The sequence below is a fragment of the Mesobacillus sp. genome (assembly GCF_057785455.1).
In genome coordinates, this window is sequence record NZ_JBYNSB010000061.1 from 205,844 (window position 1) to 227,336 (window position 21,493).

Consider the following 21,493-nt stretch of genomic DNA (forward strand, 5'->3'; position numbering starts at 1 on the left):
CAGCGTTGCTCAGCCTGATAGTTTATTGCTTGTTCTCGTGATTCACGTGATTTTAGCCCACCCACAAGTCTATTACTTGTTCTTTTAATTCGTGATTTAGCTAACACGGTTTATTACTTGTTCTCTGATTTGTGATTTTACCCAACGTGTTTATTACTTATTTTTGTAATTCGTGATTTTGCCTAACACGTATATTACTTGTTCTCGTAATTCGTGATTTTGCCAACGCGGTTTTCATGGCGGCCGCCTTCGAATTCCGTTGTCAGCCATGTGGCTGCGATTTCCCGGGCAAGTCCCGGCCCGATGACGCGCTCACCCATCGCGAGGATGTTGCTGTCGTTATGCTGGCGCGTTGCCTTGGCGCTGAATACATCATGTACAAGGGCGCAGCGGATTCCTTTTACCTTATTCGCAGCAATGCTCATGCCGATGCCTGTACCGCAAATTAAAATCCCCTTGTCAAACTCTCCGTTTGCCACCTTTTCCGCAACTGGGAGCGCATAGTCAGGATAGTCGACGGATGTATTGCATTCACATCCGAAATCTTCATATTGGATATTCATTTCGTCCATCAGGCTTTTGATTTCTTCACGGATGTTCACTCCGCCATGGTCTGAAGCAATTGCAACTTTCATTGTAAAATCCTCCTATAGATTCCCGGATTGCGGGGTGATAAATTCTACCGTTATTTTCTCATACTCCTCACATTTTATAAAGAAATCGGGTCAGTTAGCTCAGCTTGCCTGGCTGCTGGTGATAAAAACGTTTGCGATTGGATTTTATAGCGGAATTATGATTTTTATAGCGTAAAATTAATTTACAGCGAAAAAATCTTTTTTATAGCGAAAATAAATTAATATAGCGAACTGGAAATTCAGAATAATTTTTCCCAGGCCAAAATAAAACCACAGCCGCAGCTGTGGTTAAATTCTATAATGAAAACTTTGTAATTGTGCCCTTCAGCTTTTGGGCCTGGTTTTTCAGCTCGATTGCCAGTGATTCGACATTCTCAATCACTTCTGCCTGCTGCTCGGCTGCTGATGCTACGCTCAGGGCACCTGCTGATGTTTCTTCCGCGATGGCCGCCATTTCCTGTGATTGTTCAGAAGTTTCGTGGATTGTTTCCATCTGGTTTTCTACCAATCCTGTGATCGCGTGGATGACCTCAGCCATTTCATTGATTGTAGAGGTCATTTCATCGATGACCTGATTGGTTTTTTCACCTTTTTTGACTTCGCTGTTTGCTGTTTCTACCTGTCTGCTGATCTGGCCGACAACGTTCTGGACTTCTGCCTGGATATTCTGGATCAGTTGCGAAATGCCTTGAACCGCATCGGCGCTCTGATCCGCTAGCTTCCTTACCTCTTCAGCAACAACGGCAAAGCCTTTTCCATGCTCACCGGCTCTTGCTGCTTCGATCGAAGCGTTCAGCGCTAGAAGGTTCGTCTGGGCTGCAATGTCCCCGACTAGCTGGATGATTTGCTCAACTTTTGCTGCGTTCTCCTCAAGCCTTTTTACCGTACCCAGTGATTCGCGGTTATCGTTCGCAAGCCTTTCAATTCCTGAAATCAATGAATGGATTGCGTTCTTCGATTCCTGCAGATCTTTTACCATCTCAACGGAAATTGTCTCGGAAGTGCGCGCTTTTTCCTGGACCTCTTCTGCGATGCGGATGACTTCGTCTACTGACTCTGCAGTCGACTGCGTCGATAAAGCCGAAGAATCGGCCCCTGCAGCGATTTCCTTGATGGTAGTGGAAATGATCGATGCCTGTTCTGCTGCCGCGGATGATTGGCCTGAAATCGAAATGACCTTTTCATTCGTTTCCTTGAAGTTCGTGTCAATCTGGCTGACCATTTCACGCAGATTTGCCAGCATATTATTGAAGGCCAGTCCCAGAGAACGGATTTCATCATCCGATTTTGACAATTCCGCGTCCTCTCCGATCTCACCCTCTGCAGCTTTCATAGCTGACTGCTCAAGCTTCTGGAGCGGCTTGATGATCAAACCGGCCGCAATATATGCAAGAAAGCCTGACCAGAAAATCCCCATTCCGAGAACAACCCCATTGTAAACAAGCGGACTGATATCAAGGAAGTTTTGTACATATGGTTCTAGAAAATAAATGAAAAATGCACTTGTCGAATAAGTAATGATCGCGAGCACAGTTGTCAGCAAGACCATTTTCTTTTTCAATCCGAATTTATAGCTCTTTTTTGCCGCCACAGATAATCCCCCTGATAAGTAATCAAAATGCCTACAAGGTTATTATCGGAGCTTATCGATAATTTTTTCTATACTTTCCTTAATTTCTGAAAAAGCTTCACGATAAATTTGCTCATTTCCGCCATAAGGGTCTGCCACATCAAGGGTTGTGCCGTCTTCCGCAAATTCCTTCAGGGTAAAAGTTTTTTCTGCAGCCTGTGGATATTGACTCAAAATCACCGATTTATGTCCTTGAGTCATCGTCAGGACCAGTGTTGCCCATTCCATCATTTCCCTGGTCAGCGTCGAGGAGCGATGATCATGGTTGATCCCTTGCTCATCCAGTACTGTTTTCGCATTGACCGATGCTTCAGCGTCATTGACCGCATAAACACCAGCTGACTTGACCTCCACCCCCGGCAGCTGTTTGCTCCTTAAAATCGCCTCTGCCATCGGGCTTCGGCAAGTATTTCCCGTACAGACAAATAATACTCTTGCCATGTCAGGACCTCCTCTAGTTTTTCTACCATTATAAAATAAGTTTCACCGAGAAGCACGGGGACGGTTCTTGCGCTTCCATGGCGGAAGCACAAGAACCGTCCAAATAAAAATACACCTGCAAAAATACAGGTGCATTGATTTTATAGCGGCAAAAGCAATTTGATCCCGAAGGCAAGGAGTATGCTGCCTCCAAGTACTTCGCTGTATGTACCAATCCAGCCTTGCATCTTGCGGCCGACGAGGAGGCCCGCCCACGTGAGGATCATCGCTGCCACTCCAAAGCAAACGAGGACCAGAGCTGTTCTCGCTCCGTAAATGCCAAGCGTGAGTCCGACTGAGAAGCTGTCCAGGCTGACACTTAAGGCAAAAATAAATAAGCCTTTCCCAACTGGTGTGATCAAACTTGTCTCATCTTCTTTGAAGCTTGACCATATCATCTGCAGTCCAAGCAGCACGAGAAGCCCGCCTCCGATATAACCGGCAATCGCCCCAAACTGATCAGATAAAAACCTGCCTGCCACCATACCAAGCAGAGGCATCCACACATGGAAAATTCCAATCGTGACACCAATTTTAAAGATATGTCTCTTTGTCAGCCGGAACATTCCCATTCCAAGGCCGACCGAAAAAGCATCCATCCCTAATGCAAAAGCCATCAATATTAGTGTAAGTAATTCACCAGCGATTGCTGCCATGTCTTCTCCCCCTCGGACTTGCTAATTCAGCATATGCACGTCCAAATGGATTTAGAAGCATGGAAATTTTGTGGCTATGGTTCTTGATTAACTCGTGTCTAAGGTGCCCCTAAAACACGCACCACATCTAACACCAACAAATCGATTATTAAAGCTTGAAAGCCTTTATTAGAGCCATTAGAGCCATCTCGAGAGAATTTTTAGGGCTGGTTGGTCTTAATAACCTTTATTAGAGCCATCCACGAAGTTATTTTCGGACTGGATGGTCTTTATAGCCTCCATTAGAGCCATCCACGACGATTTTTTACGGCTGAATGGTCTTAACAGCCTTTATTAGAACCATCCACGTCAATATTTTACGGCTGGATGGTCTTTATAGCCTCCATTAGAGCCATCCTCGTCAATATTTTACGGCTGGATGGTCTTTATAGCCTCCATTAGAGCCATCCACGACGATTTTTTCGGACTGGATGGTCTTAATAGCCTTTATTAGAACCATCCACGACGATTTTTTACCGCTGAATGGTCTTAATAGCCTCCATTAGAGCCATCCACGAAGTTATTTTAGGGCTGGATGGTCTTAATAACCTTTATTAGAGCCATCCTCGACGATTATTTAGGGCTGGATGGTCTTTATAGCCTCCATTAGAGCCATCCACGAAGTTATTTTCGGGCTGGATGGTCTTTATAGCCTTTATTAGAACCATCCACGACGATATTTATAGGCTGGATGGCCTTTATAGCCTCCATTAGAGCCATCCATGATGAAGTTTTCGGGCTAAATGGTCTTTATAGCCTCCATTAGAGCCATCCATGAAGAAATTTTAGGGATGAATGGCCTTAACAGCACCCTTTAAAACTATCCGCGATTTGAGGGAAGTAATTAAAAAAGCGCACCGAAACCTCGATGCGCCTCCGTACTATTACTTTTTTATAATTTCCAATCCAGATGCCTTGGATAGCCGGTTCATGATGGCCTGGCCGATGCCATGTTCCGGGAAGACTTCGCCAAAGATAATGTCGAGCTCTTCATTATTGAAGGAACGTAATGTATCATATAGAGCCTCGGCGACTGTTTCAAGATTGCTTCTTTCTCCGCAGGCGATGACGACATTGGCATCATAAAAATCCCTGTTTTCCACTGTAGTCATGACGCCGACCTTCAAGCCCTCGTTCCGTTTTTCCTGGACGAGCTGCTGGATTTGCCCGCGCGTCCCGTCCACTAGATAAAACGGTGCGTTAGGAGCGTAGTGGCGGTATTTCATCCCTGGCGATTTGGGCGCCTGGTCTCCATCCTTCAAAGCTGGATCCGTGCTTACTTCACCGACCACCGACTCCAGCTGTTCCCGTGTCACACCACCCGGCCGTAGAATAACGGGTACATCAGCGGTGCAATCGACCACTGTGGACTCCAGGCCAACTCCGGTCGGGCCTCCGTCAACAATTCCGGCAATTCTGCCCGTCAAATCATCGGCAACATGTCCGGCAGCCGTTGGGCTGGGCTTTCCTGATAAATTTGCGCTTGGCGCCGCCAGCGGCAGACCTGATGCTTCAATCAGCGCCCGCGCTACTGGGTGGTCAGGCATTCTCACCGCAACAGACGACAAACCCGCAGTAGCCTTATCTGAGAGCACCCCTGCCCTTTTTTCTAAAATGATCGTTAATGGCCCTGGCCAAAAGGCATCCATTAAACGCTTCGCTTTTTCAGGAATTTCTTTTACAAATGCATGGGCTTGTTCCTGACTTGAGATATGGACGATCAACGGGTTATCCCCAGGCCTGCCTTTTGCTTCAAAGATTTTTGACACGGCCTCATCACTTTTAGCGTTTCCGCCAAGTCCATATACGGTTTCTGTCGGAAATGCGACCACTTCATTTTGTTTGAGTTTTTCAGCTGCTTCTATAATCTGTGGATATGTTTTTAAATTATCCACATCCTTATCCACTGTCCACATTTTTGTTTCCATGTACATCCACCTTTGATTCTGGGCCTTGTATCCCTTAATCTAGTCCGTTTATCCTTTATGGATAACAAGATTTCTATGAAAGTATAAAAGAATAAGAAGGCGAACACAAGTTTTTATCCACAAATTGTGTATAAAATCAGTGGATCCGTGGATAACTTTGTGGATATATCCACAATTTACAGAATTATTTTCATAATAGCAGAGTTATCCACAGTCAAAACATGTTTTATATGATTTTTTTCAAGCAATGTTTCCGGAAGCTCTGATTGAGTGACCATCTCAAAACCCATGCTGCTGAAAAAGGAAACCGCACTCATTTTGTTGGTTACAAGATAGAGGGCCTGCAGCTCCTGGCATTTTGCAGTCAAGAACGCTCTTTTAAAAAGAAGCAGCAAATCTGGCTGGGCAATTTCCGGGGAAACAACGAATGATCGCAGCAGGCCTGCCTTTTCAACAGGCTCCACACCCAAACATGCCTTCAATTCCCCATCAGTGTTTTCCATAAGCGAAAAGTTTTCTATTGATTCATGCAAACCTTCCGCGCTAACTCCTGCTTTTGTTAAAAAAGCCTCCAATTTAGTTACATCTTCAATATTCGCACTTCTAATTTTCCACGTCATATCTTTCACCCCAAAATTTAGATTCTACTTAATGAATATGAGAGAGTTGAAAAAGTAGAACTCGATAATAGGGGGAAAGTGAAACAAGGCAGCATCCATCTAGAATGGATGCTGCCTTGTCTGCTTTTTGGTCTATTAAACCGGTTGATTAATCATTGTTGTTGTTCTCTGAACGAGCGTTGCCGCCTTTTTCACCAATTTCTTTGTAGAATTCTTCACCATGATTTTCAGCAGTGGCTTCGCCGCCCTTGCGTCCAATCTCCTGATAGAATTCCTTGTCATGATTCTCAGATGTTGCTTCTCCGCCTTTGCGGCCGATTTCCTGGTAGAACTCGCTATCATGGCTTTCAGCAGTAGCTTCTCCGCCTTTGCGGCCAATTTCCTGATAGAAGTCTTTGTCGTGATTTTCAGCTGTTGCTTCTCCGCCTTTACGGCCGATTTCCTGATAGAAATCTTTGTCATGATTACGGCTTGTTGCTTCGCCGCCCATGCGTCCGCGTTCTTCACGTGACATTTTACCATTATCATTGTTATTGTTATTGTTGTTAGCCATAGTACTCATCCTCCTTGAAATCTGTTTTTGTTTTGTTCTTACACTCCCTTGAATATCCGCTTCTCCCGCCTCTAAAACCTTTGAAAAAGGAATGTAATATCCCTGTCCACTAGATGTAATATTTTTGGAAATATTCACAGGAATTTTACCTCTTTTACCATCTTTTTCTTAGAGAAGCTAGATATAGTTTCCTAGCTTCTCATAGTGAAAATTTCACAAGTGAGTGATTTAGGTCACTCTTTCTGATCATCTGGGTGGTTATAATAAAGATAAATAAATTTATTTGTTCAGATGTTAACAGGAGGAACGGCATGGAAATTAAAACGATTTATGAGCAAATTGGCGGCGATGCTTCCATCCGCAAAATTGTCGATACTTTTTATCCGAAGGTTTATGAAAATGAAGAGCTAAGTCCTTTGTTCGAGGGGGATATCGAAGAAATAAAAATGAAGCAGTGGATGTTCCTGACACAATTGACAGGCGGAGGTCCGCTATACAGCGAAAAGTTCGGACCGCCAAATATGCGCGCAAGGCATATGCCTTTCGAAATCACGCCTGTCCGGGCACAGGCATGGCTTAAGCTGATGCACGAAACATTGACCGAAACCGGTTTAATAGAGACAGAAGGCGGAAAGGCATTGTTTGAACGCTTAAGCCAAATCGCGCCAATCATGGTTAACAGCCACTAATAGAGGAGGAGTTCATGATGGAAAAAATCTCACTAAAGGATTACCAGGAATTCAACGAGGAGCGCTTTACGAAGAGGATTCTTTTAAAAAAAGGCGAAAGCACTATTTTTCTATTAAACTTCATGCCCGGACAGGAGCTGCCGAAGCACACCCATCCCGGCACCGAGGTCTATATTCTAACTCTTCAAGGGGAAGGAACCTTCACAATTGATGGCACAGAAGTAACCGCTGCTGCAAACGAAACTGTCCATCTTGCCGGAACTGAAGAACTATCCTACAAAAACACAGGAACCGCCCCTGCCAGCCTTTATGTGATGCTGACTAAAATACCTGATGAGCGATTTGTGCAAAATATATAGGCTAAATGGCCAAAAGAGACCCCGCATATTCTCAAGCGGGGTCACTTTTTATCCAAATATCCTGTTCCAAATCTCGACCAAAAAGAATGTTACCTCTACTTCTTCTTCCTCAGAGCCATCTTCGAATACAGGCTTCTCAGTGCCAATTTCCTTTGCAGGCTTCTTCTTTGACTTTGTGTCTTCCTTATCAGCGTCTGCTGCTTTTTCTTCACTGTCTACTTTTACATCACCTTTACTGTCACCCTCGTCAAAGCCTTCGCTTGTCGCTTCTCCGTTTGAAAAATCAAGGAAACACAGCGGCGGATAAAGCACGCACCACCAGTTTGCTCCTTGCCCCTCACCCAAAGTGATCAGGATTGCTTCGTACTGGCCTGCTGGGTAGAGGAATTGTCCATAAAGCTTTGTCGGGAACTGGACTTTATCGAACTCTGTTTTGACAGATTGTGATGAACCTTCAGTTTTTACTACATTTTCGGCGATTGCCTGGATTTCAGGAAGCTTGGATTTGATTACGTTCCGCGCATCGTCTATCGAAGCTATATCCTTGACCCACAGGGTAATCTCTTTATTTACTGCATCGCGGACCTTTCGCTTGATTGCCTGGTCCTTTTCTGTATCGCTGTCAGCGAGGATCCTCAGCCTGATGGCCTCATTCGGAATCACCATCGCCTCCTGGGCCGTCACTTCATTTTTGGGTGTATATAAACTTATAATTGTACCTGCGCATAATAGGAGAATATATATGATTGCTGCTGTTTTTTTTGTCATCATCTTCCGCACCATCCCTTCACTAGTCACAGTGTGGACAGATTGATAGATTCTTAAACTAGTAATTTTGAAAAAAATAGCTCTGTTAAACAAGGCTGTTGATTTCCGTTCCAGGCGCTTCGCTTTCCTCTGAAAAATTATGAAAAAGCCCAACTGCCGGCTTTTTCAAGGGTAAATTTTTCTTGGGGCGTACGGTGAGCCTCCTCGTCGCTTCGCTCCTGCGGGGAAAAATGGTCCCTTCTTTTCGGGCCATTTCTTCCGGGGTCTCACCTGTCCCGCTTCATCCCGAAGGAGTCTGCGCGCCTTCCACTACAATCAACAGGGTTTAAAAATCAACATCAGCTTTAACAGAGCCAAAAAAATAGACCTCGCCTTCTGAAGCGAGATCCAAATTTCTATAACATTTCCGCAAACACCATCCGGTCCTTGCCATTGATATCAAAAACGATTTCCACCTTTGCGTGCGGGAAGGTTTTTTTCAGCAGGCCGGAGACTGCTTCTCCCTGGCCGGCACCGATTTCAAAGCCGACCAGCGCTTTTTCCTTGAGGACTAGCGGCAGCTCATCCATGAATCTGCGGTAGAGATCCAGCCCATCTTCACCGGCAAACAGGGCCATATGCGGCTCATGCTCAGTGACAATGTCCGACATCCATTCCTGGTCGGATACTGGTATATATGGCGGATTGGAGATGACTGCGTCAACCTTTTTCCCCTGTAAGATGAGCGGCTGCAGCAAGTCGCCGTGGATGAATTCAATTTCCGCTTCAAGCTGTGCGGCATTTTTCTGCGCAACCTTTAATGCGTCTTCTGAAAGGTCGATGGCGGTTACATTCAGCTCGGGCTTTTCAAGCTTGAGCGTAACGGAAATCGCGCCGCTGCCTGTCCCGACATCAACTAGCTCAAGCGTATCCTCATCTGGAAAAAGCTCACCGAGACGCTTCAATGTCCCATACACCAGCTCTTCCGTTTCCGGACGGGGAATCAGCACATGCTCATTCACTTCAAAGCGGCGGCCATAAAACTCCTCTGAGCCAATGATGTATTGAATCGGTTCCCCATCAGCATGCCTTTTTACAGCCTCCTGGAAAAGAACCCACACACCAGCGTCCAAATCATCACGCATCATCGCAAGCATCGAAGTCCGGCTAAGGCCTGAGAAGTGGCGCAGCAAAAGCTCGCCTGCATACTCTTCCCGATTGCTTTCTTTTAAAAAAGAAGAAGCCCAATTGAGGGCTTCGTATATTTTTACACTGTGATTACTCATTGTTGGCACTCTCAAGCCTTTGAGACTGGTCTTCCATGATCAGCGCATCGATGATTTCATCCATCTTGCCTTGCAAAATCTGGTCAAGTTTCTGGATAGTCAAACCGATACGGTGGTCAGTCACGCGGTTTTGCGGGAAGTTGTACGTACGGATACGCTCAGAGCGGTCCCCTGTACCGACAGCTGATTTACGAACCTGGTCGTACTCAGCCTGTGCTTCCTGCTGGAACTTGTCATAAACGCGGGCACGAAGTACCTTCATCGCCTTGTCTTTGTTTTTATGCTGCGATTTTTCATCCTGGCAGGAAACCACAATACCTGTTGGAATATGCGTTAGACGAACAGCCGACATCGTCGTGTTAACGGACTGTCCGCCTGCACCGCTGGACGCGAATGCGTCGAAACGGATATCTTTATCATGAAGCTCAATTTCGACTTCCTCTGCTTCCGGAAGGCATGCTACCGTTGCTGTTGACGTATGGATACGTCCGCCTGATTCTGTTTCTGGAACACGCTGTACACGGTGCGCCCCATTTTCGAATTTCATTTTGGAATATGCGCCATTCCCATTGATCATGAAGATGATCTCCTTGAAACCGCCGACGCCAGTCGTGCTCGCATCGATAACCTCGGTCTTCCAGCCCTGGGATTCCGCATAGCGGCTGTACATGCGGTAAAGGTCGCCTGCAAAAAGAGCAGCCTCATCTCCGCCTGCTGCGCCGCGGATTTCCATGATAACGTTCTTGTCATCATTAGGGTCTTTCGGGATAAGAAGAAGCTTGATACGAGCCTCAAGCTCTTCAATCTGAGGCTCAAGCTCAGAGATTTCTTCCTTTACCATTTCACGCATTTCTGCATCCAGCTTTTCCTCCAGCATCGCTTTCGCATCAGCCAGCTGCTCTTTAACTTCCTTATATTCACGGTAAGCCATAACAGTATCCTGAATGTCAGACTGTTCCTTGGAATACTCACGAAGCTTCTTGGAATCATTAACAATTTCCGGGTCACTCAATAGCTCATTCAATCTTTCATAACGATCCTCAACTGCTTGAAGACGATCAAACACGGGCATTCACCTCTATATTTAATATCCAATACGGACGACTCAATATTCTTATTAAAAAAAGCTTAGAAAAAAGCTCATAACATTCTAATTATAGTATAGGTGAATATCTCAGTCAAAGCCAATCTGCTGGTTTAGATAGAAACAGGTGAATCATGATAACCAGCTGGATGCGGTTTTTGACTGATACCCTTAATTAATTTTTATTTCATTCATGTTAATTATGGTTTCGTTGGACGAAAACCTGGTTTCCTCAGTTTTAACCCTTCTTATTCAACTTAATCCCCGTAACATACAATTAGTTCCTGTTCTTTCAAATTAATCCCCGTTGCTCAATTTTTAATTCCCTTTTCATCCAAAAACGAAAAAGAAAGATTCTCTATATTGATCTTAAGCACAAAAAAGCACACCCATCAGCGAGCATGCTTCAGCCAACCTATTTAATATCCACATTGATTTCATAGCGAGGCAGAGCCTTTAAGAGATTTTTCCTTAGTGACTTTTCCGCCTGGTCCCGTTCATCCCTGGAAAGCCTGCCTTCCGGGCGCGCGGTTATGTTCATCCTACCGCCATTGATCCAGACTGCATCAGGCTCATACCCTTGTGCAGCTATCACTTCTTTGGCCTTTCGAACATCCATTGATAAATTAATATGATTTTCATTATCGGTATTCAGCAGATTTGGGTTCTGGTCGCTCATCGTCATCCCGTCATCCACGTCCCTGGAAAAATTCGGTCCGTCCCCTTCGCGAACACCATCACGGTCATTTAACAGGTCCTGCCCGGCCTGATCCTGCTGCTTTTCGTGTACAGATTCAGCATTATTCTGAGCACATCCTGAAACCATGATCATTGCTAAGATAAAAACCATGAATGTTTTTTTCATATTATGGCACCTCCCAACGTTAGGTTGCCCGCAGCATGACTTGGCCATGCATTCACGAGAAGGGTGCTTTGTATTTTTTTCAAACTGCCCATTTAGCAGTGAAATTTTCAAGCTGGAAAAATCATTCTCCTGGTGAAGTGAGGGAGTCTCCTGAAGAACAGCTATAATTGCCCGAAAAAAGTCAGGAATCATTCCATTTATCACAATAATTAATCCAAAAGGCAGGATAATCTCCCCTTCACCCAAAATAAGGAAAACTTCAATCTTCATTACAAACAAAAAATCCTCCCATGAATAGGAGGATTACAATATTTATGTCAAAGTTTCAGTCGTTTTTTCTATTTTCAGCTCGTTTGGGGATTTCGGCACTTCGTGATGGTGCCTGCAGCGTGGCTCATAAGATTCTGATGCCCCAACGAGAATGACAGGATCGTCATATGAAGCTGGGCTTCCATTGATTAAACGCTGGGTACGGCTTGCAGGTGAACCGCATACAGCACAAACAGCCTGTAGCTTGGTCACATTTTCGGCAACTGCCATCAACGCTGGCATCTGGCCGAATGGCTCCCCGCGGAAATCCTGGTCAAGGCCGGCAACAATCACTCGATATCCGCTGTCTGCGAGATGCTGGACAACCTGAAGGATCTCATTGTCAAAGAACTGTACTTCGTCAATGGCAATCACATCGATATCTGGATTGATATGCTGGAAAATATCTGTGGAATTCGCTATAGGCATTGCTGTAACAGCAGTTCCGTTGTGTGATACAACCGATTCTTCGCTGTAGCGGTTATCGATTTTCGGCTTGAAAACGGCAATTTTCTGCTTGGCGAACTGGGTTCTGCGCACTCGGCGGATCAATTCCTCCGACTTCCCGGAAAACATGCTGCCGCAAATCAGCTCGATCCAACCGCTTTGTTTCATCACGTACATGGTCGGCCTCTCCTTCCTCGCTGGTCCAAATTCTGACTACATCCGACACCTTTTTTTCAGCTTTTTCCATTATAACAAAAAAAAGCGCCAAAACCAGACTGAAATTTAAAGTTTTATGAAGATAAAATTTACGGATAAATCTATCTTTATGTACCCTTGTACATCTAAATCTAGACAATAAAAAACAGGCAAGTCACAAAGCTTCTTGCCTGTTTTTGAGGTTTGCTATTACTGTTGTTGGTTCTTAAGGCCGTACTTCTTGTTGAAGCGGTCAACACGTCCGCCAGCTTCAGCAAATTTTTGACGTCCAGTATAGAAAGGATGGCACTCAGAGCAAGTTTCAACGCGAATCTCGTTCTTTACAGAACCAGTTTCGAATTCGTTACCGCATGCGCAAGTCACCTTAACTGTTTTGTAATTTGGATGAATTCCTGATTTCATTCTTTTCATCTCCTTCCGCCCTGAATCATATCCGAAACAGAGTTATAAATAACAGCAAATATAGTACTTGCCGTTTTTGTAAAAACACACTGTAATCAGTATAACAAGTATGCTTTTATTTTTCAAGCTTGTTTTACCTTCCATAAAAAGGAATATAAAATAAAAATTAGACTGTTGAATTCCGTTCCAGGCGCTTCGCTTTCCTCGGGGCGTGCGGTGAGCCTCCTCGTCGCTTCGCTTCTGCGGGGAAAAATGGTCCCTTCTTTTCGGGCCATTTCTTCCGGGGTCTCACTGTCCCGCTTCATCCCGAAGGAGTCTTCGCGCCTGGAACGAAGAGCAACAGGTGCTAAAACTCAATGCATTCAATACAGCAACTAGTAAATTACTGACGCTTCGTATTCCCCTTCATTTCCTCGCCAAGGACAGCGAAGAAGTCTTCATTTGACTTGGACTGCCTTAGCTTGCGCAAGAATTTTTCTGCGAAGTCTGGCGAATCGGACATCGATTTGCGGATTGCCCAGAGCTTGTCGAGATGGTCTTTAGGGATAAGCAGTTCTTCCTTACGAGTTCCGGAACGGCGGATATCGATTGCCGGGAAGATTCTTCTTTCCGCAAGTGAACGGTCAAGATGAAGCTCCATATTACCAGTTCCCTTGAATTCTTCATAGATAACGTCATCCATACGTGAACCAGTATCCACAAGCGCAGTCGCAAGGATTGTCAAGCTTCCGCCCTCTTCGATATTACGCGCTGCACCGAAGAAACGCTTTGGACGGTGGAATGCAGCCGGGTCGATACCGCCGGAAAGTGTCCGTCCGCTTGGCGGAATGACGAGGTTGTAGGCACGCGCAAGACGGGTGATGCTGTCCATCAAAATGATAACGTCACGCTTGTGTTCAACTAGACGCATCGCACGCTCAAGCACAAGCTCGGCCACTTTAATATGGTTTTCAGGGACTTCATCGAAAGTCGAGCTGACAACATCGCCTGCAACCGATCTCTCGATATCGGTTACTTCTTCCGGACGCTCATCGATCAGCAGGACAATCAATTCTGCTTCAGGATGGTTCGTTGTGATGCTGTTCGCGATTTCCTTGATCAGCATCGTCTTACCAGCCTTTGGCGGCGCAACAATCAAGCCACGCTGGCCAAAACCGACTGGCGCGAGGACATCCATGATTCTGGTAGAAACTTTATTATGGGTTGTCTCCAATTTCATCTGGCGGTCCGGATATAAAGGCGTCAGTCCAGGGAAGTGAACCCTTTCCTTAGCAGACTCCGGATCGTCGCCGTTAACTGCTTCAACCTGAAGCAAGCCAAAATAGCGCTCGTTTTCCTTTGGAGGACGAACCTTTCCTGAAACCTTGTCTCCATTTCTCAGATCAAAACGGCGGATCTGCGAAGCGGAAATATAAATGTCCTCAGAACTAGGCGAGTAATTGATCGGACGCAGGAAGCCAAAGCCCTCTGACTGGATGATCTCAAGAACACCTTCCATGAAAAAGTAACCCTGCTGCTCAGCACGCGCTTTTAAAATGGCAAAAATCAATTCTTTTTTCGACAATTTGCTGTAGTAGGAAACCTTGTATTCCTTTGCAAGTTCATACAGCTCTTTTAATTTCATATTTTCTAAGCTTGAAATATTTACTTCCATAATGTCACCACACCTTAAAATATTTCGATTTCCACCATAAAAATAAAGAATGTATAAGAGTTCAAAAGGTATGGATGGAAAAAGAAGAAACGAGTTTCCTTTGAAGGATTGTAAGAAGGAATTAATGAAGAATTTCTTTTCTGAATCTAGCTAATTTACGAAAAGAGCCTGGATGCAAGCAGATTTCGAAGTAGTAAAAACAATTTTCATTTTACCCTTAAATAGGAAAAATAATCAATATCTTTTTAAATTAGCTCCCTCTGCCTATAGAATTAGGTATCGGGAGCTAATTTGTAAGGGTTTGCTGGTTATTTAATTAGCTGTTGATTTTTGTTCCAGGCGCTTCGCTTTTCTCGGCGCGTGCGGTGAGCCTCCTCGTCGCTTTGCTCCTGCGGGGAAAAATGGTCCCTTCTTTTTCGGACCATTTCTTCCGGGGTCTCACCTGTCCCGCTTCATCCCGAAGGAGTCTACGCGCCTGGAACGAAGAGCAACAGTCATTTAATAATTTATAGGTATTACTGATCTAAAATAAAATATTTATTATTTCATAACCAGGTGCGGCTTTTTCTTCAGGCTGTGCTGGCCTTCGATAAAGCGGACTGTGCCTGATTTCGCACGCATAACAATTGAATGGGTTGAGCCGTAAGAGCCTTTGAACTGGACGCCCTTCAGCAATTCGCCGTCGGTTACGCCGGTTGCAGCAAAGATTGCGTCATCACCGCGGACAAAGTCTTCCATAAGAAGAATTTTGTTCACATCGAGGCCCATTTTTATGCAGCGTTCTAGTTCTGCGTCATTTTGCGGAAGCAATTTCCCCTGGATTTCTCCGCCGAGGCTTTTTAGTGCTACTGCAGCAATAACGCCTTCAGGAGCTCCGCCTGAGCCAAACAGGATGTCAACGCCAGTGAAATCGAACGCAGTGTTGATTGCGCCGGCAACATCGCCATCGTTGATCAGCTTGATCCTTGCTCCTGCTTCACGCAGCTGCGCAATGATATGCTCATGTCGAGGACGGTTCAATACCGTTGCCACAACATCTTCGATATCCTTGTTCTTTGCTTTTGCGACAGCCTTCAGATTATCAAGTACGGAAGCATTGATATCAACCATACCGACTGCTTCAGGTCCTACCGCAAGTTTGTCCATATACATGTCTGGCGCGTGCAGCAAATTGCCGTTATCCGCAACCGCCAGTACAGCAAGCGCATTCCAGCCGCCAGAGGCAACGATGTTTGTGCCTTCCAGCGGATCGACAGCGACATCCACACGCGGCCCATAGCCTGTCCCAAGCTTTTCGCCAATATACAGCATTGGCGCTTCGTCCATTTCCCCTTCGCCGATTACTACCGTGCCTTTCATCGGAATCGTGTCAAAAACATCCCTCATTGCTGAAGTAGCCGCATCATCGGCCTCATCTTTTTTACCACGGCCCATCCAGCGGGCTGAAGCAAGTGCTGCTGCTTCCGTTACACGGACAAGCTCCATCGTTAAGCTGCGTTCCATGAGATCCTCCCCTAATCATCAAAGCACTAATGCCTATAGGAAATAGTCAGCTGTAGTATAAACCCCGGCGACAGGACTCCCCAGAGATTCCGGCACCTCTAATTCCGATCATTTTCATAAAAGGAAATGTGATTTGCCAGCTTGGTGAGCCTATCGTACCAAGGTTAATATGCTATACTATTTCGCTTATAAACTGCCATTAGTACTACCATTTGTATTGTACATCTTTCATTGTACTATACTTTTTATGATTTTTTTATCTCTTCTTGCTCTTCAGACGTCATATCTTCGCGCCAAATTGTGGCACCAAGTCCGTTCAGCTTTTCTACGATGTGGCTGTAGCCGCGGTCAATATGATCAACTCCGGTGATTTCAGTAACCCCTTCAGCCATCAAACCAGCTATCACAAGTGCAGCGCCAGCACGCAGATCGCTTGCCTTCACCTTTGCACCCTGCAGCTTGACAGGTCCGCTGATGATTGCCGATCTGCCCTCTACCTTGATATTGGCATTCATTCTCCTAAGCTCATCAATATGCTTGAAGCGCGCACCATAAATGGTATCGGTCACGACACTGGAGCCCTCTGCTCTCGTTAAAAGCGAGGTGAAAGGCTGCTGAAGATCTGTTGGGAAGCCTGGATAGACCAGGGTTTTAATATCAACAGCTTTGTACTTATCTGCCGGCCCGACGAAAATGGATTCGTCACTCGCTTCGATGTGCGCGCCCATTTCCTTCAGCTTGGCTACAAGAGATTCAATATGCTGCGGAATGACATTATCAATCAGGACACCTTCTCCGATTGCCGCACCAAGAATCAAATATGTACCAGCTTCGATCCGGTCAGGTATGATTGTGTGGCGGCAGCCGTGCAGCTCGTCCACGCCATCGATCCGGATCACATCCGTACCCGCACCTTTGATTTTGGCACCCATATTTGTAAGCAATGTCGCAACATCAATGATTTCAGGCTCTTTCGCCGCATTTTCAATGACTGTACGGCCTTTTGCACGTACAGCGGCAAGCATGATATTGATTGTTGCACCAACGCTGACAACATCCAGATAAATCCTTGCACCGCGGAGCTCGTCAGCGCGCAAATAAATGGCACCCTGTTCATTTGTCACACTCGCTCCAAGTGCTTCAAAACCTTTTATATGCTGATCAATCGGCCTCGGACCTAAATGGCAGCCGCCCGGCAGGCCAATGACAGCCTTTTTGAAACGTCCCAGCATTGCTCCCATCAGGTAGTAAGATGCTCTCAGCTTTTTCACTTTTCCATTCGGCAAAGGCATGGAAATCATGGAAGACGGATCAACCGTCATTTCATTGTTCGAGAACTGGACAGAACCGCCAATTTCCTCCATCAAATCCTTAAGCATATGAACGTCAGAAATATTCGGCAAACCTTCGATGGTTACAGGCGATTCAGCTAAAATCGTTGCGGGGATCAGGGCTACCGCACTGTTCTTCGCACCGCTGATCCGAACAGTTCCTTTTAATGGATAACCGCCTGCAATCTTAAGCTTTTCCATTTTTGACTCCCTTCTAAGCCGTGATGTATTAAGGTCAAGCTGGAGATGCAAATAGGATTTCAGCTAAGACCGATGTAGGCTCTTGTAAAATTATTATTAAAACAGAAACACAGGAACATTTTTCCAACAAATATAGCCAGATTCCGGCAGTATTCTATTCCTCTAGTTTACACGATATTCCCAAAATCATGTAATAAAATGCAAGAAACTAGAAATTGGGCAAAAGTTCCTGACATGCGCCGGACTTTACCACTTTAAAGCAGCGGGGGTCTGACCCCCGGCGCTTTAAAGCGTTAACGTGAGTTGAGATTTATTGGCCGCGTGATTCCCAGTCTTTCAGGAATGCTTCGATGCCTTTGTCTGTTAGTGGGTGGTTGAACATTTGCTGGATGACTTTGTATGGTACTGTTGCGATATGCGCGCCTCTTAACGCTGCATCTGTCACATGCTGAGGGTGGCGGATGGAAGCGGCAATGATTTCTGTCTCAATGCCATGGATCGTGAAAATGTCCGCGATCGTTGAGATTAAGTCAAGGCCGTTGTGGCCGATGTCATCCAATCTTCCCAGGAATGGTGAAACGTATGTAGCTCCTGCTCTTGCTGCAAGCAATGCCTGGTTAGCACTGAAAACAAGTGTAACATTCGTCTTGATGCCTTCTTTTGAGAAAACAGAAACAGCTTTTAACCCATCAGGAGTCATCGGAACCTTGATTGTGATGTTCGGGGCGATCGCAGCAAGCTCCTTGCCTTCCCTGATCATTCCTTCTGCGTCCAGCGCAATGACCTCTGCGCTGACGGAACCAGGAACAAGCTCAGTGATTTCCTTCAGGCGGTCTTCGAACTTAACATTCTTCTCTTTCGCCACCAATGACGGGTTGGTTGTAACACCAGACAGGATTCCTAGTGCATAGGCCTCGCGGATTTCTTCCATATTCGCAGTATCGATAAAAAATTTCATTTGTAAACGCCTCCAGTCGACAAAATTTTCAATCATATAAAAATCGAATAAAACCGCCTTATGTAAGGCGGTTTTAATTATACCAGATTTGCGAAGCTTTTACGCTTTGTTAGAAGAACCGAATTCGCGCATCTTGCCGATAACAGTTTCCTTGATCGCATCGCGAGCAGGTCCAAGGTATTTACGTGGATCGTATTCTTCAGGCTTAGCAGCAAGTGTTTCACGAACTGCTTTAGCAGAAGCGATTTGGTTTTCAGTGTTAACGTTGATTTTCGCAGTTCCAAAAGAAATAGACTTCTGGATATCTTTTGTAGGGATTCCAGTTCCGCCGTGTAACACTAATGGTACACCAGCAGTTTTGTTGATTTCTTCCATTTCTTTGAAGCCAAGGTTTGGTTCGCCTTTGTAAGGGCCGTGAACAGAACCTAGTGCAGGAGCAAGGCAGTCAATGCCAGTGCGCTTAACAAGCTCTTCACATTCCTTAGGATCAGCATAAATTACGCCAGCTGCAACGACATCATCTTCCTGGCCGCCGACAACTCCTAATTCCGCTTCTACAGAAACACCTTTAGAGTGAGCGTATTCTACCACTTTTGAAGTGATTTCTACGTTCTCTTCGAAAGGACCGTGTGAAGCATCGATCATAACAGATGTAAAGCCTGCATCGATTGCCTCTTTACACTTATCGAAGCTTGAACCGTGGTCTAAGTGAATAGCGACAGGAACTGTAATTTTATAGTCCTCCATCAGACCTTCTACCATTTTCACAACTGTCTTGAAGCCGCCCATGTAGCGTGCAGCACCCTCAGAAACACCAAGGATGACTGGGGATTTTTCAGCTTCAGCAGCCTGAAGGATCGCTTGAGTGAACTCAAGGTTATTTAAGTTAAATTGCCCAACAGCGTAGCCTTCCGCATTCGCTTTCTTAAGCATTTCTGTCATTGAAACTAAAGGCATTATTTTTCCTCCTTCGTAATGATCAATCGTCTTTTTGACTATGCTACCATTTTAAAGGTTTTCCTTCTCTGCATTTGATTATGTACCCGAGAAGGCATTCAACAAAACGAATTGATCCTGTGGAATTCATATGTATCATACCAAAAGAATTTGAGAATTGCCATCGTTCAAGCCTTGTTTTTGCAAGTGTCATAAAAATGCTATAAAGCAAGCGCTACCAATATTTTCGCTAATCTGATAACATGCGTTTCTCTTTATTTTTTTACAAATTAATCCAATTTATTTGTGCGATCAAGCGCTTTTTACAGTATGAATTCCAGAAAAAAAATCCCCCAAATCTTTGAGGGAAAAATATGTACTTAAGCTTATCTATTATTTTTGACCTGATTCATTTTTCATGAAACGGTTTGTGAATATTTTTTAACAGCCGCACGGATATCATCAATATCAAACGGTTTTGCAAAATGAGTCAGCGCGCCGAGGTCCATTGCCTCCTGGATCATATCCAGTTCTCCGTACGCTGTCATTATGATGACGCGGATGTCCGGCTCAATGACCTTCATTCTCTTAAGAATCTCAATTCCATCCATGCCAGGGATTTTCATATCCAAAAGGACCAGATCTGGTGGATGCTTTTTTACGATATCTAGGGCCTGGACGCCATTTGCAGCCTGATACGTTTGATAACCTTCTTTTTGCAGCACTTCATTAAGTAGAATTCTGATGCCAAACTGGTCGTCAACAATAAGTATTTTTTCTTTCATGCCGCCATCTTCCCCCTAATAAGTCATTTGACTTTCCATAACCTTTTGCCAGTCGGCCCAAGCTAATCTGGCGAAAAGCGATGTGAAAACAGTGTTCATGTAAATGTTTTGTCCAGGAAACGCTCTTGTTTTATCCCCATTACATATTTCGTGATAATCCTTGAAATTCCTGCCATATATCAAAGTTTTTTTCGACAAGGACTTTTACCTTCTCATTGTAGTTCGATATAATCAAAATTGGCAAAGATGGAGGTGCTTCTATGTTAAAAATGTTTTCGACACAGCTAACAGGGTTATTCAAACGGCTGCATGAAAAAGAAGAGTTCGCAATCGAGGATGGTGCACGTTTGCTGGCACAGGCAGCGGCCGGCCAGGGAACGATTTATATTTACGGTACAAAAGAAATGCAGGCAATCGGTTTCGAAGCAGTTTATGGCGAAGAACCGCTGCAGTCAGCAGCTCTTTTAACAGCTGGAGTTCAAGTTGAGGCAGCTGACCGCGTCCTGATTGTCAGCCGTTATGCTAATGATGCGGATGCTGTAGGTACGGCTCATGATTTAAAGGGAAAAGGAATTCCATTTGTTGCAATCTCAACTGTCCGCGGAGAAACCGATCGAGAAAGCCTCAATACACTGGCGGATGTCCATATCGACTTAAGGCTGACAAAGGGCATGCTTCCAGACGAAACAGGTAACAGAATTGGATTCCCTACATCGATGGCCGCCCTATTTGTATATTACGGCTTGAAGTTTACGATTGAGGAGATTTTGGAGGAGTACTAGGGTTTAGTTTCGGCTGCATTAGCTAGTAAATTTGACCTTTTGGGTAGCGCTCAACCAACCAGATGTAACCATGAATTAATTTTTGGCATACTGGTGATAAAATCGCAGTTACTGGTGAAAAAAACAAACTTACTGGTGATAAAACTGTAGTTACTGGTGAAAAAACCAAAGTTACTGGTGATAAAATCGTAATGCGGTGAAAAAAACAAAGTTACTGGTGGTAAAATCGTAGTTACTGGTGATAAAAACAAACTTACTGGTGATAAAATCGCAGTTACTGGTGATAAAACTGAGGTTACTGATGATAAAATCGTAGTCTGGTGAAAAAATCAAACTTACTGGTGATAAAATCGTTGTCTTGTTAAAAAAAACAAACTTACTGGTGAAAAAATCTAAAG

The 21,493-nt window shown here is 44.9% G+C and carries 22 protein-coding genes; 3 read left to right on the forward strand and 19 right to left on the reverse strand.

What is annotated here, in order from left to right:
* Positions 1–194 precede the first annotated feature (194 nt).
* From rpiB to AC3EBE_RS23255, 7 genes are all read right to left on the reverse strand, one after another.
* Positions 195–635 (reverse strand): ribose 5-phosphate isomerase B, encoded by a 441-nt coding sequence (gene rpiB, locus AC3EBE_RS23225; RefSeq protein ID WP_488597403.1) that lies wholly within the window; start codon positions 633–635, stop codon positions 195–197.
* Positions 636–930: 295 nt separating this feature from the next.
* Entirely contained in the window at positions 931–2,226 is a 1,296-nt protein-coding gene (locus tag AC3EBE_RS23230) for a methyl-accepting chemotaxis protein (protein WP_488597404.1), read from the reverse strand.
* Between the two features lie 42 nt (positions 2,227–2,268).
* Positions 2,269–2,706, reverse strand: a complete 438-nt coding sequence (locus AC3EBE_RS23235) for a low molecular weight protein arginine phosphatase (RefSeq protein WP_488597405.1) — start codon at positions 2,704–2,706, stop codon at positions 2,269–2,271.
* A 140-nt stretch (positions 2,707–2,846) separates the two neighbouring features.
* Complete coding sequence (locus AC3EBE_RS23240; RefSeq protein ID WP_488597406.1) at positions 2,847–3,401, reverse strand: manganese efflux pump MntP; 555 nt, start codon at positions 3,399–3,401, stop codon at positions 2,847–2,849.
* Positions 3,402–4,324: 923 nt separating this feature from the next.
* Positions 4,325–5,368: an L-threonylcarbamoyladenylate synthase gene (locus tag AC3EBE_RS23245; RefSeq protein ID WP_488597407.1), complete on the reverse strand. Its 1,044-nt coding sequence runs from the start codon at positions 5,366–5,368 to the stop codon at positions 4,325–4,327.
* A 176-nt stretch (positions 5,369–5,544) separates the two neighbouring features.
* Positions 5,545–5,988: a GNAT family N-acetyltransferase gene (locus tag AC3EBE_RS23250; RefSeq protein ID WP_488597408.1), complete on the reverse strand. Its 444-nt coding sequence runs from the start codon at positions 5,986–5,988 to the stop codon at positions 5,545–5,547.
* A gap of 148 nt (positions 5,989–6,136) precedes the next feature.
* On the reverse strand, positions 6,137–6,541 hold the full coding sequence (locus tag AC3EBE_RS23255; protein ID WP_488597409.1) for a KGG domain-containing protein: 405 nt from the start codon (positions 6,539–6,541) through the stop codon (positions 6,137–6,139).
* A 311-nt stretch (positions 6,542–6,852) separates the two neighbouring features.
* Here AC3EBE_RS23255 and AC3EBE_RS23260 point away from each other — a divergent pair, with 311 nt between their 5' ends.
* Together AC3EBE_RS23260 and AC3EBE_RS23265 are read left to right on the forward strand one after the other, a co-directional pair.
* A complete protein-coding gene (locus AC3EBE_RS23260) occupies positions 6,853–7,230 on the forward strand; it encodes a globin domain-containing protein (protein ID WP_488597410.1) in 378 nt (125 codons plus the stop codon).
* A gap of 14 nt (positions 7,231–7,244) precedes the next feature.
* Positions 7,245–7,589 carry a cupin domain-containing protein gene (locus tag AC3EBE_RS23265; RefSeq protein WP_488597411.1) on the forward strand — a complete coding sequence of 115 codons (345 nt, stop codon included), beginning with the start codon at positions 7,245–7,247 and terminating at the stop codon, positions 7,587–7,589.
* A gap of 48 nt (positions 7,590–7,637) precedes the next feature.
* On the opposite strand, the gene spoIIR is transcribed toward AC3EBE_RS23265, so the two are convergent.
* From spoIIR to AC3EBE_RS23325, 12 genes are all read right to left on the reverse strand, one after another.
* Entirely contained in the window at positions 7,638–8,357 is a 720-nt protein-coding gene (gene spoIIR, locus AC3EBE_RS23270; RefSeq protein ID WP_488597519.1) for a stage II sporulation protein R, read from the reverse strand.
* Positions 8,358–8,752: 395 nt separating this feature from the next.
* Positions 8,753–9,622 (reverse strand): peptide chain release factor N(5)-glutamine methyltransferase, encoded by an 870-nt coding sequence (prmC, locus tag AC3EBE_RS23275; protein ID WP_488597412.1) that lies wholly within the window; start codon positions 9,620–9,622, stop codon positions 8,753–8,755.
* On the reverse strand, positions 9,615–10,688 hold the full coding sequence (gene prfA / locus AC3EBE_RS23280) for a peptide chain release factor 1 (protein ID WP_488597413.1): 1,074 nt from the start codon (positions 10,686–10,688) through the stop codon (positions 9,615–9,617). Before prfA ends, prmC begins: the two co-directional genes overlap by 8 nt.
* A gap of 433 nt (positions 10,689–11,121) precedes the next feature.
* The gene (locus tag AC3EBE_RS23285) at positions 11,122–11,571 is read right to left on the reverse strand and encodes a hypothetical protein (protein ID WP_488597414.1); all 450 of its coding nucleotides are present in this window, start codon (positions 11,569–11,571) and stop codon (positions 11,122–11,124) included.
* 312 nt (positions 11,572–11,883) lie between these two features.
* Positions 11,884–12,504, reverse strand: coding sequence for a thymidine kinase (locus tag AC3EBE_RS23290; RefSeq protein WP_488597415.1), 621 nt, complete (start codon positions 12,502–12,504; stop codon positions 11,884–11,886).
* A gap of 228 nt (positions 12,505–12,732) precedes the next feature.
* On the reverse strand, positions 12,733–12,945 hold the full coding sequence (rpmE, locus tag AC3EBE_RS23295) for a 50S ribosomal protein L31 (RefSeq protein ID WP_488597416.1): 213 nt from the start codon (positions 12,943–12,945) through the stop codon (positions 12,733–12,735).
* Between the two features lie 382 nt (positions 12,946–13,327).
* Complete coding sequence (gene rho, locus AC3EBE_RS23300; protein WP_488597417.1) at positions 13,328–14,599, reverse strand: transcription termination factor Rho; 1,272 nt, start codon at positions 14,597–14,599, stop codon at positions 13,328–13,330.
* Between the two features lie 540 nt (positions 14,600–15,139).
* A complete protein-coding gene (glpX, locus tag AC3EBE_RS23305; RefSeq protein ID WP_488597418.1) occupies positions 15,140–16,102 on the reverse strand; it encodes a class II fructose-bisphosphatase in 963 nt (320 codons plus the stop codon).
* Between the two features lie 245 nt (positions 16,103–16,347).
* Positions 16,348–17,634: a UDP-N-acetylglucosamine 1-carboxyvinyltransferase gene (gene murA / locus AC3EBE_RS23310; protein WP_488597419.1), complete on the reverse strand. Its 1,287-nt coding sequence runs from the start codon at positions 17,632–17,634 to the stop codon at positions 16,348–16,350.
* A 310-nt stretch (positions 17,635–17,944) separates the two neighbouring features.
* Positions 17,945–18,592, reverse strand: a complete 648-nt coding sequence (gene fsa / locus AC3EBE_RS23315; RefSeq protein ID WP_488597420.1) for a fructose-6-phosphate aldolase — start codon at positions 18,590–18,592, stop codon at positions 17,945–17,947.
* A gap of 99 nt (positions 18,593–18,691) precedes the next feature.
* Positions 18,692–19,549 (reverse strand): class II fructose-bisphosphate aldolase, encoded by an 858-nt coding sequence (locus AC3EBE_RS23320; RefSeq protein ID WP_488597421.1) that lies wholly within the window; start codon positions 19,547–19,549, stop codon positions 18,692–18,694.
* Between the two features lie 395 nt (positions 19,550–19,944).
* Positions 19,945–20,313, reverse strand: a complete 369-nt coding sequence (locus AC3EBE_RS23325) for a response regulator (RefSeq protein WP_207501374.1) — start codon at positions 20,311–20,313, stop codon at positions 19,945–19,947.
* A gap of 260 nt (positions 20,314–20,573) precedes the next feature.
* Between AC3EBE_RS23325 and AC3EBE_RS23330 the strand changes: the two genes are divergently transcribed.
* The gene (locus AC3EBE_RS23330; RefSeq protein WP_488597422.1) at positions 20,574–21,095 is read left to right on the forward strand and encodes a DUF2529 domain-containing protein; all 522 of its coding nucleotides are present in this window, start codon (positions 20,574–20,576) and stop codon (positions 21,093–21,095) included.
* Positions 21,096–21,493: the final 398 nt, after the last annotated feature.